Here is a 13,363-nt window from a genome sequence, read left to right as displayed (position 1 = left end):
GGGAGCCGGAAAGGGCTTGTGGACCGGGTCCTGGTCCCGCTTGTCAGTGCGGCGGTCCACAATGGTCGGCGTCAGATCCGGATCGCAGCAGCAAGGAGCCGGCAGCGATGGCCCGCCGCAGCACGAAGACCCCGCCGCCCGACGACTCGTACGAGGAGCGGATCCTCGACATCGACGTCGTCGACGAGATGCAGGGCTCCTTCCTCGAGTACGCGTACTCGGTCATCTACTCCCGGGCCCTGCCGGACGCCCGCGACGGCCTGAAGCCGGTGCACCGCCGCATCGTCTACCAGATGAGCGAGATGGGCCTGCGCCCCGAGCGCGGGTACGTCAAGTGCGCCCGTGTCGTCGGCGAGGTGATGGGCAAGCTGCATCCGCACGGCGACGCGTCGATCTACGACGCGCTCGTGCGCATGGCCCAGCCCTTCTCGATGCGGGTCCCCCTGGTCGACGGCCACGGCAACTTCGGCTCGCTGGGCAACGACGACCCGCCGGCCGCCATGCGGTACACCGAGTGCCGGATGGCCGAGGCCACCAGCCTGATGACGGAGTCGATCGACGAGGACACCGTCGACTTCAACCCCAACTACGACGGCCAGGAGCAGGAACCGGCCGCCCTGCCGGCCGCCTTCCCGAACCTGCTGGTCAACGGCGCCTCGGGCATCGCGGTCGGCATGGCCACGAACATGCCGCCGCACAACCTGCGCGAGGTCATCGCCGCGGCCCGCCACCTGATCAGGCACCCGAACGCGGACCTCGACGCCCTGATGAAGCACGTCCCGGGCCCCGACCTGCCCACCGGCGGCCGCATCGTCGGCCTCTCCGGCATCCGGGACGCCTACGAGACGGGCCGCGGCACGTTCAAGATCCGGGCGACCGTCTCCGTCGAGCAGGTGACGGCCCGCCGCAAGGGCCTGATCGTCACCGAGCTGCCCTTCGCGGTCGGCCCGGAGAAGGTCATCGCCAAGATCAAGGACCTGGTCGGTTCGAAGAAGCTCCAGGGCATCGCCGACGTCAAGGACCTCACCGACCGCGAGCACGGCCTGCGCCTGGTCATCGAGATCAAGAACGGCTTCGTGCCGGAGGCGGTGCTGGAGCAGCTGTACAAGCTGACGCCGATGGAGGAGTCCTTCGGCATCAACAACGTCGCCCTGGTGGACGGCCAGCCGCTCACGCTGGGCCTGAAGGAGCTGCTGGAGGTCTACCTCGACCACCGGTTCAACGTCGTGCGGCGGCGCTCGGAGTTCCGCCGTGGCAAGAAGCGCGATCGTCTCCACCTGGTCGAGGGTCTGCTGACGGCCCTGCTGGACATCGACGAGGTCATCCGGCTGATCCGCTCCAGCGAGAACTCCGCGCAGGCCAAGCAGCGCCTGATGGAGCAGTTCTCGCTGAGCGAGGTGCAGACGCAGTACATCCTCGACACGCCGCTGCGCCGCCTGACCAAGTACGACCGCATCGAACTGGAGACGGAGAAGGAGCGGCTCACCGCGGAGATCGAGGAGCTGACCCGGATCCTCGACTCGGACGCGGAGCTGCGCAAGCTGGTCTCCTCCGAACTGGCCACGGTGGCGAAGAAGTTCGGCACCGACCGGCGCACGGTCCTGCTGGAGTCGGGCGGTGCCCCGGTCGCGGCCGTGCCGCTGCAGGTGGCCGACGACCCGTGCCGGGTGCTGCTGTCCTCGACGGGGCTGCTGGCGCGTACGGCGAACGGCGAGCCGTTCCCGGAGGACGCCGGCGCCAAGCGCGTCAAGCACGACGTGATCGTCTCGGCGGTGCCGGCCACCGCGCGCGGCGAGGTCGGCGTGGTCACCTCGGCGGGCCGGCTGCTGCGGCTGAACGTGGTCGACCTGCCCACGCTCCCCGAGTCGATGCCGACGCCGAACCTCGCGGGCGGCGCCCCGCTGGCGGAGTTCGTCTCCCTGGAGGACGACGAGACGGTGGTCTGCCTGACGACGCTCGACGAGTCCTCCCCCGGCCTGGCGCTCGGCACGGCCCAGGGTGTCGTGAAGCGTGTCGTGCCGGACTATCCGGCCAACAAGGAAGAGCTGGAGGTGATCACCCTCAAGGAGGGTGACCGGATCGTCGGCGCGGTCGAGCTGCGCACGGGCGAGGAGGATCTGGTCTTCATCACCGACGACGCCCAGCTGCTGCGCTTCCAGGCCGCCCAGGTGCGCCCGCAGGGCCGCCCGGCCGGCGGTGTGGCGGGCATCAAGCTCTCCGAGGGCGCGAAGGTCATCTCCTTCACGGCGGTGGACCCGGCCGCCGACGCGGTCGTCTTCACGGTCGCGGGCTCGCGCGGCACGCTGGACGACTCCGTGCAGACGACGGCCAAGCTGACGCCGTTCGACCAGTACCCGCGCAAGGGCCGGGCCACCGGCGGCGTCCGCTGCCAGCGGTTCCTGAAGGGCGAGGACTGCCTGTCCCTCGCCTGGGCGGGTCCCAGCCCGGCGCTGGCCGCCCAGAAGAACGGCGGCCCGGCCACGCTGCCGGAGATCGACCCCCGCCGGGACGGCTCGGGCGTGTCGCTGGCCAAGACCGTCGCGGTGGTGGCCGGGCCGGTCTAGGCCGGTTCGGCGGGATCCTCGTCCCGGCCGCGTACGTATCGCAGGACGCCCCACATGCCGTGCTCGTCGGCGTGCGGGGCGTCGCTCCGGCAGGCGTCGAGCTGCAGCTCCAGGGCGGGGGCGTCGATTCCTGAGCCGATGAGCACCAGCTGCGTAAGGTGCTCTTCACCGGTCGGCCAGGGCTCCGGGTAGAAGCGCAGGAACCGCCCGACGGCGTGGACGGCGTAGCGGTTGCGGACGTCGTACGGGCCGAAGTCGACGTACCCCTTGATCCGGTACAGCCCCTCGGGACGGCTGTCGAGGAACTCCATCAGCCGCCGCGGATCGAGGGGCCGCGCCGAGGTGAACGACAGGCTGTCGTAGGCGCTGTGCAGGTGCCCGGTGTGGTCGGCGTGCTCGCCGTGTTCGTCATGTTCGTGGTGTGCACCGTGGTCGTGCAGGTCGTCGAAGGACAGCTGCCCGATGCGTTCCTCGCTCGGCCGGCAGTCGAAGAGGAACTCGGGGTCGATCCGCCCGTAGGCGGCCGGCACGACGGCGGCGCGGTCGACGAGGGACCGGACGAGCCCGAGGACGCGCTCGCCGTCCGCCGCCCGGTCCACCTTGTTGACCACGACGAGGTCGGCCAGCGCGAGATGCCGGTCGATCTCGGGGTGCCGGGCCCGGGTGGCGTCGAACTCGGCGGCGTCCACGACCTCGACGAGCCCGCCGTACACGATGCCCGGGAGCTCGCTGGCGAGCAGCATCCGCACGAGCTCCTGCGGCTCGGCCAGCCCGCTCGCCTCGATGACGATGACGTCGATGCCGAGGGAGGGTTCGGCGAGCTTCTCCAGGTACTGGTCGAGCTCGCTCGCGTCGACCGCGCAGCACAGGCACCCGTTGCCGAGGGAGACCGTCGAGTCGCCGAGCGCACCGGCTACGGCCATCGCGTCGATCTCGATGGCCCCGAAGTCGTTGACGATGGCGCCGATCCGGCTTCCCCCACTGTGGTGGAGGAGGTGGTTGAGCAGGGTGGTCTTGCCGGATCCTAGGAATCCGGCCAGGACCACGACCGGGATCTGCCGCGGTTCCGGACTCGGCTGACGCACGTACGACCTCTCTCACACCGACGCGCGCACCGGCCTGCGCGACCGGCACACGTACGAGCTGGGATGCGGGGCCAGGATACGAGCCGGGGAGGCCCGACCCGAGGGGGCATCATCGTCGACTCGTGGGGGCAGCGCTCCTTCGCTGCTGCCGTGGGAACATGCAAAGACGACACAATGTCACCCGGTCGGTAGTGAGTACGCAATACTCTGCCGTCCCGAGCCACGCCACAAGCGTCGTTCGCTCCGCCGAGAACGAGCCCCCCTACCGTGCAGTGCTCGTCTCGTGGTTCCGTGTGCACCAGCCCTGCGCAAGCTCTTAGGATTCTTCATTGAGTCGAATCATCCGCCGGATCGGCGCTTCACCGCGTGAACGAGGAAGCATATCCGGCGCCCATTGTCCCGACATCTTCGAACTGAACGACGGGAATTTCGCCGTCATCGGCACAGACGTCACTGACGCGCTGGACGACGAACTCCCCGCGGATGCCTATCGGGCGGACTACGAACGGATCGTCATGATCACCCGGGAGACCCTGGTCAAAGCCAAGGCGGATATCCCGGACGCCTGATCCCCATCGGGTTCTCCTGCACTGCCGGGAGAACCCGTTTCCCGGCCCCCCACCGGGGAAGCATCACGCAGATGCCGGGAGGGCGGATGGATCATCGACGCTTCGGGCGTGCCCTGCTGTGGGGTGTGGCCGCCTTGCTCGGAGTGGCTCTGGTGGGTGCCGCGTCCGTGGTGATCAGCGGTTGGCTCCTGACCGGTGTCGAGGAGGCGAACGGCGGGCGCCGAGAGGCAGCGGAACGCAGCGCGGTGGGGGATTACTTCGGCGGTATAAGCGCCGTGTTTTCCGGCCTGGCTCTCCTGTTACTGGTGTTCACCCTGCTGTTCCAGCAGCGAGAGTTGCGCCTACAACGTGAAGAACTCCGCTTGCAACGACAGGAACTCATCTTTTCCCGCCAGGAACTGCGCCGCAGCGCGAGAGCCGATCTGCGAGCACTGCACGTCCAGCTGACCGAGATGGCGATGGACGACCCCACACTGGCCGCCGTGTGGAACGACTATCCCGACGAGCCACACGAGGTAGTCCGCCAGCACTTGTTCGCCAACCTCGTGTTCGGCCACTACCTCCTATTCTATGAGTGGGGTGAGATATCTGAAGAGGAGTTGCTCGAATACGCCCGCACACTGCTCAGGAGCCCTCTTTTCCAGCGCTACTGGGAGGCTTCGCGAGGAGCGAAGGAGGGCCTCTCCCCGGACAGCCACGAAGGACGTCTGTTCCGCATCTTCGAGCAAGCCATTCGCGACCTGCAGGGCCGCGGCACCCCCCGCCCGCCGTGACGCAGAGGCGACCCCTCACACCGCCGGTACCGGGGCCGGGGCCTTCGGGCCCACGTAGCGGGCCACCGGGCGGATGATCTTCGTGTCCTCCGCCTGTTCCAGGATGTTGGCGCTCCAGCCCACCACCCGCGCCGCGGCGAAGGTCGGGGTGAACATCTCGCGGGGCAGGCCGCAGAGTTCCATGACGACGCCCGCGTAGTACTCGACGTTGGTGTGGAGTTCGCGGCCGGGCTTGAGCTCCGCCAGGATCGCCTCGACGTGCCGTTCGACCTCCACGGCGAAGTCCACCCGCGGTCCGCCGAACTTCTGGGCGACCTCGCGCAGCATCCGCGACCGCGGGTCCTCCGTGCGGTAGATCGCGTGCCCGAAGCCCATGATGCGCTCACCGGCGAGCACCCTCTCGCGCACCCAGGCGTCGATGCGGTCCGGGCTGCCGATCGCGTCCAGGGTGTCCAGGGCGCGGCTGGGCGCGCCTCCGTGCAGGGGCCCCGACAGCGCCGCCACCGCACCGGCCAGGCACGCCGCCACGTCCGCGCCCGTCGAGGCGATCACCCGGGCCGTGAATGTTGACGCATTGAATCCGTGGTCAATGGTGGAGATGAGGTACTGCTCGACGGCCCGGGCGTGCCCGTCGTCCGGTACCGAGCCGGTCAGCATGTACAGGTAGTTCGCCGCGTAGGACAGGTCCTCCCGCGGCTCCACCGGATCGAGTCCCCGGCCCAGCCGGTGCAGGGCGGTCAGCAGGGTGGGCACGGCCGCCGCCGCTTCGAGCGCGTCGCGTCGGCGCTGGTCGGTGTCGATGTCGTACACCGGCCGGAAGCCCTTCGCGGCGCCCAGCAGCGACAGTGCCGTGCGCATCCCGGCGAGGGGGCCGGAGCGTCCGCCGGCCGCGGCGATGGCGGGCAGCGCGGCACGCACCTCGTCGGGCAGTCGCCGCAGCGCGGCGGTCTCCCTCGTGAAGGCCGCGCCGCGGGCGGCGTCGGGCAGCTCGCCGTGCACGAGCAGGTGCCAGACGTCCTCGAAGCCGCGGGTCTGCGCGAGCTCGACGGCCGAGTACTGGCGGTAGTGGTAGAAGCCCTCCAGACCGCGGACGTCACCGATCCGGGTGTCGGTGACGACGACACCGGCGAGCCCCCGCGGTACCTCGACAAGAGTGGCTGTGGACCTGTTGACGGACATGTCTTCCTCCCTGGACTTGATTCGACTGTCCATGCTTGACTTGAGGCGTGTCAACATTGATCCAGTCAATACAGAAGTCAATGATCCGCTAGACGGATACGGTGAGCCCCATGCGCGATCAAGAACCCGCCCCTCTCGACCCGGGGCGGCGGCTGAGCACCAAGGAGGCCGCCGAGCTGCTCGGCGTGAAGCCGGAGACGGTCTACGCCTACGTCAGCCGCGGCCAGCTCAGCAGCCGGCGTGGCAGCGGCGGCCGGGGCAGCACCTTCGACGCCCGGGAGGTCGAGGCCCTCGCCCGGCGCAACAGGCGCGAGAGCGCGGGCCCTTCGGCGGCCGGCGGCGAGCTGTCCGTGCGCACCCGCCTCACCCTCATCGAGAGCGACCGGTACTACTTCCGCGGCGTCGACGCCGTCGACCTGGCCACGCGGCACAGCTACGAGGAGGTCGCCGAATGGCTGTGGACGGGCCGGTTGCGCCCGGGCAGCACGTTCGCGGCGCCCGCCGGAGCCGTGGCCGTCGCCCGCCGCGCCGTCGACTCCCTGCCCGAACACGCCGCGCCCGCCGATCTGCTCCGCGTCGCGACGGTCGCCGCCGCGACCGCGGACCCGCTGCGCTTCGACCTGTCCGAGGACGCCGTGCTCGGCACGGCCCGCACCCTCATCCCGACGCTCGTCGCGGCCCTGCCGCCCGCCGGGCGCGATCGCCGCGACGACCGCCGTGATGACCGCAGTGCCCCAGGCCGTGGCGACGGCCGCGGCAACGACCGTGACGACCGCCGCGACCAGGCTCCGCTGGCCCACCGCCTGTGGACCCGGCTGTCCCCGCGGGAGGCCGACGAGGCGTCCCTGCGCGTGCTGGACACGGCGCTCGCCCTCCTCGTCGACCACGACCTGGCCGCCTCCACCCTCGCCGTGCGGGTCGCCGCCTCGGCGCGCGCGCACGCCTACGCGGCCGTCTCCGCCGGACTCGGCGTGATCGAGGGCCCCCTGCACGGCGCGGCCAGCGGGCTCGCCCACCGGATGCTCCAGGACGTGCTCGACCAGGGCGACGCCGGGCCGGTGATCGCGGACGAGCTGCGCGCAGGCCGCCGTATCCCGGGACTGGGGCACCGGCTGTACCACGGCGAGGATCCACGCGCGCGTGCACTGTTCTCCCTTCTGGAGAGCATCCCTCGCGCCGAGCCCGCCCTTCTCGCGGCCCGGGACATCGTCGACACCGCCGCCCGCCACGCCCCGCTGCACGCCAACGTCGACCTCGCCCTCGCCGTGCTCACCGCGTCCTGCGGCATGCCCGCGACCGCGGGCGAGACGATCTTCGCCGTGGCCCGTACGGCGGGCTGGATCGCCCACGCCCTGGAGGAGTACGGCGAACGCCCGCTGCGGATGCGCCCGAGCGGTCAGTACGCCGGTCCGAAGCCGCCGCAGCCACTACCGGAGTAGGCCGGGGCGCCCCCGGGAGGAGAGCCGGGCCAAGTCAGGTTAGGCTCACCTCTGTGAGTACGTGCTCAAGCGTCTCCCGGGACTCCGACGAGCCCGTTTCGGGAACCGCGGCCACCGCGAGGACCTGGCTGCTGCTGGAGCAGCCCGGTCCGTGGGGTGCCAAGGCGCTCACCTCGAGCCACCTGGACCCCGCCCTCGGGCGTGCCCTGGAGGCGGCCGCGAAGGACACGGGCGTACGCATCGTGCTCATCCGCCGCCCCGGACGTCACGCCGACCGCCGGATGCCCGCCACGCGCCGGGTGTACGCGGCGCACACCACGCCGGGCAACGTGTGGCTGCACTCCGCCACGACCTCCGACCCCGCGCGGCTGCTCGACCTCGACTTCGCCGCACTGGGCCGGGGCGACCACCACTCCTTCGACGCGGTGCTCGGCGCGCGGCCGCACCAGGGCGACCCGCTGGCGCTCGTCTGCACCAACGGCAAGCGCGACCGCTGCTGCGCCCTGCTGGGCCGCCCCCTCGCGGCCGAGCTCGCCACCTCCGGGGTCGAGGGCGTCTGGGAGGTCACCCATCTGGGTGGTCACCGTTTCTCTCCGACCGTGCTGGTGCTGCCGTACGGATACGCCTACGGGCGGGCCGAGGCACACCTGCTCAAGGAGGTCCTGCAGGGGGCGCGCGAGGGACGCGTCGTCGTGGAGGGCTGCCGGGGCAGGTCGGCCTGGGAGCGGCCGGGCCAGGCCGCCGAGCTCGCCGTACGCACCGGCATCGGCGAGTACGCGGCGGAGGCGCTGAGCGTCGTACGGACGGCCGGCGCCGCCCCGCACTGGGAGGTGACGGTCGCCCACGCCGACGGACGCCGCTGGCAGGTGGAGGTGGCGCAGAGCGCGGCCCTGCCGCCCCGTGCGGAGAGCTGCGGGGCGTCGGTCCTGGGCTCACCCGCGCGGATGGACGTGGTGGCGGTGCGCGAGTCGAGGGTGACGACGGCCCTCGCGAGCTGACGCCGGCGACCGCTGCACCATTGATCAAGAGATCCATGCCACACCCGTTACGGGAGCCGGGCAGCCGCACGTACCGTCTTCGGTATGAGCCCCACTCCCCCCGCACGTCGCCTGCGCCTCGGCCTGCCGCGGCGGGTGTTCTCGCAGGTGCTGCTGATGCAGGTGGCCATCGCCGCCGGAGTCGCGGTCCTCGCGACCGGGCTGTTCCTCGCCCCCCTGGGTGACCAGCTGGACGACCAGGCCATGCGCCGCGCGCTGGCGATCGCGCAGACCACCGCGCAGCGGCCGGGGCTCGCGCGGGACCTGCGGGACACGCCGCCGTCGCCGAACGGCCCGGTGCAGCGGGAGGCGGAGCGCATCCGGAAGGCCACCCAGGCCGAGTACATCGTGGTGATGGACTGGCGGGGCGTGCGCTGGTCGCACACCGACCCGAAGCAGATCGGCGGGATCGTCTCGACCGACCCGGGCCAGGCCCTGGCCGGTCACGAGGTCATGGAGATCGACGACGGCACCCTCGGCCGTTCCGCCCGGGGCAAGGTGCCGCTGCGCGACGCTGACGGCACGGTCGTCGGCGCGGTGTCGGTCGGCATCGCCTACGACAGCGTCCGCAGCCGGCTCATCCACGCGATCCCGGGGCTGCTCGCGTACGCCGGAGGCGCCCTCGCCGTGGGCGCGCTGGCGGCGTGGCTGATCTCGCGGCGCGTGCACCGGCAGACCAGGGACCTGGCCTTCTCGGACATCGCCGCGCTGCTGTCGGAGCGGGAGGCGATGCTGCACGGCATCCGGGAGGGCGTCGTCGCCCTGGACCGAACCGGCCGCATCCGGCTCGTCAACGACGAGGCGCAGCGCCTGCTGGGCCTCGGGGACACCGTGGTGGGCCGCACGCCCGACGAGGCGCTGGGCGCGGGCCGTACGGCCGATGTCCTGGCCGGACGCGTGACCGGCACGGACCTGCTCACCGTGCGGGGCCAGCGCGTCCTGGTCGCCAACCGGATGCCCACCGACGACGGCGGCGCCGTGGCCACCCTGCGCGACCGCACCGAGCTGGAGCAGCTGGGCCGCGAACTCGACTCCACCCGCGGGCTGATCGACGCCCTGCGCGCCCAGGACCACGAGCACGCCAACCGGATGCACACACTCCTGGGGCTGCTGGAGCTGGAGATGTACGACGACGCCGTCGACTTCGTCGGCGAGGTGGTCGGCGACCACCGTGCCACCTCCGAGCAGATCACCGAGCGGATCGAGGACCCGCTGCTCGCCGCCCTGCTGGTCGGCAAGGCGACGGTGGCAGCCGAGCGGGGTGTGGGCCTGGGGGTCTCGGACCCGACCCGGCTGCCCGACCGGCTGGTCGACCCGCAAGGGCTCGTCACGGTCGTCGGCAATCTGGTGGACAACGCCCTCGACGCGGCTGCGGGCACGCCGCACGCGCGCGTGGAGGTGGAACTGCGCGCCGAGGGCCGTACGGTGACCCTGCGGGTGCGCGACACCGGGCCCGGAGTCCCGCCGGAGCACCGGGAGTTGATCTTCACCGAGGGCTGGTCCACGAAGAAGCCCCCCGCCCACCGGGAGCGGGGCATCGGGCTGTCCCTGGTGCGCAGGCTCGCGGAACGGCAGGGCGGCAGCGCGACCGTCGGCGAGGCGCGCGGCGGGGGCGCGGAGTTCACCGTCGTGCTGCCCGAGGCGCTGACCGAGCCGCGCCCCGAGCCGGCGCTGACTGCGCCGTCCGTTCCGCAGCACGCCGAGGAGGGGTCGTGATGATCGAGGTCCTGGTCGTGGACGACGACAGCCGGGTCGCCCGGGTCAACGCCGCCTACGTCGAGAAGGTGCCGGGTTTCCACGTCGCCGGCGAGGCCCACAGCGCGGCGGACGCGCTGCGCCAGGTGGAGACGCTGCCCCGGCTGGACCTGGTGCTGCTGGACCACTACCTGCCCGACGACACGGGGCTGGCGGTCGTCCAGGAGATGCGCAGGCGCGGCCACCAGACCGACGTGATCATGGTGACGGCGGCCCGGGACGTGTCCACCGTGCAGGCGGCGATGCGGCACGGAGCCCTGCAGTACCTGGTCAAGCCGTTCGCCTTCGCGGGCCTGCGCGCGAAGCTGGAGGCGTACGCGGAGCTGCGCCGCACCCTCGACGGGGGCGGCGAGGCGGAACAGGCGGAGGTGGACCGCATCTTCGGCGCCCTGTCGGCCGGGGCGGAGCCCGCCCTGCCGAAGGGGCACTCCCCCACGACCGCCGAGCTGGTCCGGCAGTCACTGATGAACGCCGACGGCCCGCTGTCCGCCCAGGAGCTCGCCGAACGGACCGGCGTGAGCCGCCAGACCGCGCAGCGCTACCTCAAGCTCCTGGAGCGCACGGGCCGGGCCCGGCTCACCCTCAAGTACGGCGACGCGGGCCGCCCGGAGCACCGTTACGTGTGGGCGACCCGCTCGTAGGGGCGTTGCGGCCAGGGAGGGGCCGCTACGGCGAGGAAGCAGCGCTGCGGGGCCCGGCAGCGGCCTACGGGGCCCGGCAGCGGCCGCTACGGCCGGAGAGCAGCCGTCACGGCCCGGGCAGGGCCGTTACGCCGCTCCCGCACCCGTCAGCGACCGCACCTCGGTCTCCGCGTGCCGGGCCTCGTCCGGGATCTCCGCCGACGTGACCGTGCCCAGCCAGCCCGCGAGGAAGCCCAGCGGGATCGAGACCAGCCCCGGGTTCTGCAGCGGGAAGTACTGGAAATCCGCGCCGGGGAAGAGCGAGTCGGGGCTCCCCGAGACGACGGGGGACAGCACCACCAGCACCACGGCCGGGACCAGACCGCCGTAGACGGCCCACACGGCGCCTCGGGTCGTGAAGCCGCGCCAGAACAGGGAGTAGACCAGCACGGGCAGGTTCGCCGACGCGGCGACGGCGAAGGCGAGGCCCACCAGGAACGCGACGTTGAGGTCGCGGGCCAGCAGGCCGAGGGCGATCGCCACCACGCCGACCCCGACGGCGGCGACCCGGGCCACGGCCACCTCGCTGCGCGGCTTGCCGCCCTTGCGGCGCAGGGAGGCGTACAGGTCGTGGGCCACGGACGCCGAGGACGCGAGCGTGATCCCGGCGACCACGGCGAGGATCGTGGCGAAGGCGACCGCGGCGACGATCGCGAAGAGAACCGTTCCCCCGGTGCTTCCGGCGCCGCCGCCCAGATCGAGCGCCAGCAGCGGAACGGCCGTGTTCCCGGCCGCGTTGGACCCGCGCACGGCGTCCGGACCCACGATCGCGGCCGCTCCGAACCCGAGCACGATCGTCATCAGATAGAAGCCGCCGATGAGCCCGACCGCCCAGACGACCGAACGGCGTGCGGCGCGCGCGGTTGGCACGGTGTAGAAGCGGGACAGGATGTGCGGCAGCCCCGCCGTGCCCAGGACCAGGGCCAGTCCCAGGCTGATGAGGTCGAACCGTGCGGCCCAGTCGCCGCCGAACTTCAGCCCGGGCGCCAGGAACGCCTCGCCGTGCCCGCTGCGCTCGGCCGCCGTGAGCAGCAGCCGGTTGAGGTCACCGTGGAAGCGCACGAGGACCAGCGCGGTCAGCGCGATGGTGCCGGCCAGCAGCAGGACGGCCTTGACGATCTGGATCCAGGTGGTCGCCCGCATCCCTCCCCACGACACGTAGATCACCATGAGTGCCCCGACGCCGATGACGGTCCAGGCCCGCGCCGCCCCGCTCGTGCCTCCGAGGAGCAGCGCCACCAGGCTGCCCGCGCCGACCATCTGCGCCACCAGATACAGAACGGACACGGTGACCGAGGAGGTTCCCGCCGCGATGCGCACCGGCCGCTCCCGCATCCGCGCCGCCACGACGTCGGCGAGGGTGAAGCGACCGCAGTTGCGGACCAGTTCGGCGACGAAGAACAGCACCACCAGCCAGGCCACCAGGAATCCGACGACATACAGCAGCCCGTCGTACCCGAACAGCGCGATGAGACCGGTGACTCCCAGGAAGGAGGCGGCCGACATGTAGTCACCCGCGATGGCAAAACCATTCTCCATGGGCGTGAAGAGCCGTCCGCCCGCGTAGAACTCCTCCGCGGAACCACGCCGGTTGCGGCCCACCCACGTGGTGATGCCCAGCGTGACCGCGACGAACGCGCTGAACAGCAGCAGAGCCAGGGTCTGGTGCTCGTCCGTCATGAGGCACCGCCGCTCACGCCGCGGGTCAGTTCCTGGGTGTCCCAGCGCAGTTCCAGCGCCGCGCGGTCCCGGCGCAGCCGCGCGTGCCGCGCGTACGCCCAGGTGAGCAGGAACGTGGTCAGGAACTGGCCGAGCCCCGCCACCAGCGCCACGTTCACGGCGCCCGCCACGGGCCGGGCCATGAGCTCCGGCACCGTCGTGGCCGCCACGACGTACCCCACGTACCAGGCGAAGAACGCCGCGAAGGCCGGTACCACGAACCCGCGGTAGCGCCGCCGCACCTCCTGGAAGGCCGCGCTGCGCTGCACCTCCAGGTACACCTCGGCCGCCGCGACGCCGCCCTCGCCCGCCCCACGCGCCGGGGGCACCGTCGACGGTGCAGGCGCTCCGGCACCCTCCGACTCACCCCATCCGGACGCCAGGGCGTCGTACCAGGGGTCGTCGTACCTCGGCCGTACGGCCTCCTCGGCCGGGTCCGGGGCATGACCGTCGAGCCGCTCGACCGTACTCTCCCGACCGGCCCCGACTCCGCGGGGACGGCCCTTGCTTGACTGCATGTCCAAGGATGGACAGAACGGGAAGATCCCCGACTCTTCTTCCCC

11 protein-coding genes are annotated in these 13,363 nt (G+C 71.9%); 7 read left to right on the top strand and 4 right to left on the bottom strand.

Going from position 1 to position 13,363, the window contains the following annotated elements:
* Nucleotides 1-107: 107 nt before the first annotated feature.
* On the top strand, nt 108-2,564 hold the full coding sequence (locus CHR28_RS13770) for a DNA gyrase/topoisomerase IV subunit A (protein ID WP_094053882.1): 2,457 nt from the start codon (nt 108-110) through the stop codon (nt 2,562-2,564).
* Here the strand turns inward: CHR28_RS13770 and CHR28_RS13765 are convergent.
* Complete coding sequence (locus tag CHR28_RS13765; protein WP_094053881.1) at nt 2,561-3,649, bottom strand: CobW family GTP-binding protein; 1,089 nt, start codon at nt 3,647-3,649, stop codon at nt 2,561-2,563. The genes CHR28_RS13770 and CHR28_RS13765 overlap by 4 nt on opposite strands.
* A gap of 329 nt (nt 3,650-3,978) precedes the next feature.
* Here CHR28_RS13765 and CHR28_RS13760 point away from each other — a divergent pair, with 329 nt between their 5' ends.
* Nucleotides 3,979-4,218 (top strand): hypothetical protein, encoded by a 240-nt coding sequence (locus tag CHR28_RS13760; protein ID WP_094053880.1) that lies wholly within the window; start codon nt 3,979-3,981, stop codon nt 4,216-4,218.
* An 86-nt stretch (nt 4,219-4,304) separates the two neighbouring features.
* Nucleotides 4,305-4,991, top strand: a complete 687-nt coding sequence (locus CHR28_RS13755; RefSeq protein ID WP_256984242.1) for a DUF6082 family protein — start codon at nt 4,305-4,307, stop codon at nt 4,989-4,991.
* 15 nt (nt 4,992-5,006) lie between these two features.
* Here CHR28_RS13755 and CHR28_RS13750 read toward each other — a convergent pair whose 3' ends face one another.
* Nucleotides 5,007-6,170 carry a citrate synthase/methylcitrate synthase gene (locus CHR28_RS13750; protein ID WP_094053879.1) on the bottom strand — a complete coding sequence of 388 codons (1,164 nt, stop codon included), beginning with the start codon at nt 6,168-6,170 and terminating at the stop codon, nt 5,007-5,009.
* 110 nt (nt 6,171-6,280) lie between these two features.
* On the opposite strand from CHR28_RS13750, the gene CHR28_RS13745 reads away from it, so the two are divergent.
* The 4 genes from CHR28_RS13745 (at nt 6,281) to CHR28_RS13730 (ending at nt 11,042) form a co-directional block, all read left to right on the top strand.
* Nucleotides 6,281-7,609, top strand: coding sequence for a citrate synthase (locus CHR28_RS13745; protein ID WP_179272426.1), 1,329 nt, complete (start codon nt 6,281-6,283; stop codon nt 7,607-7,609).
* Between the two features lie 53 nt (nt 7,610-7,662).
* Entirely contained in the window at nt 7,663-8,607 is a 945-nt protein-coding gene (locus CHR28_RS13740) for a sucrase ferredoxin (RefSeq protein ID WP_094053877.1), read from the top strand.
* A gap of 84 nt (nt 8,608-8,691) precedes the next feature.
* A complete protein-coding gene (locus CHR28_RS13735; protein ID WP_094053876.1) occupies nt 8,692-10,362 on the top strand; it encodes a sensor histidine kinase in 1,671 nt (556 codons plus the stop codon).
* Entirely contained in the window at nt 10,362-11,042 is a 681-nt protein-coding gene (locus CHR28_RS13730; protein WP_094053875.1) for a response regulator, read from the top strand. The genes CHR28_RS13735 and CHR28_RS13730 overlap by 1 nt, the downstream gene beginning before the upstream one ends.
* Nucleotides 11,043-11,168: 126 nt before the next feature.
* On the opposite strand, the gene CHR28_RS13725 is transcribed toward CHR28_RS13730, so the two are convergent.
* Both CHR28_RS13725 and CHR28_RS13720 read right to left on the bottom strand, forming a co-directional pair.
* Complete coding sequence (locus CHR28_RS13725) at nt 11,169-12,761, bottom strand: solute symporter family protein (RefSeq protein ID WP_094053874.1); 1,593 nt, start codon at nt 12,759-12,761, stop codon at nt 11,169-11,171.
* Nucleotides 12,758-13,318, bottom strand: a complete 561-nt coding sequence (locus tag CHR28_RS13720) for a DUF485 domain-containing protein (RefSeq protein ID WP_094053873.1) — start codon at nt 13,316-13,318, stop codon at nt 12,758-12,760. Before CHR28_RS13720 ends, CHR28_RS13725 begins: the two co-directional genes overlap by 4 nt.
* Between the last annotated feature and the right edge of the window lie 45 nt (nt 13,319-13,363).

This window comes from Streptomyces sp. XY006 (assembly GCF_002237655.1).
Taxonomy (GTDB): Bacteria; Actinomycetota; Actinomycetes; order Streptomycetales; family Streptomycetaceae; genus Streptomyces; species Streptomyces levis.
This window is presented reverse-complemented; position numbering and strand designations above follow the sequence as displayed.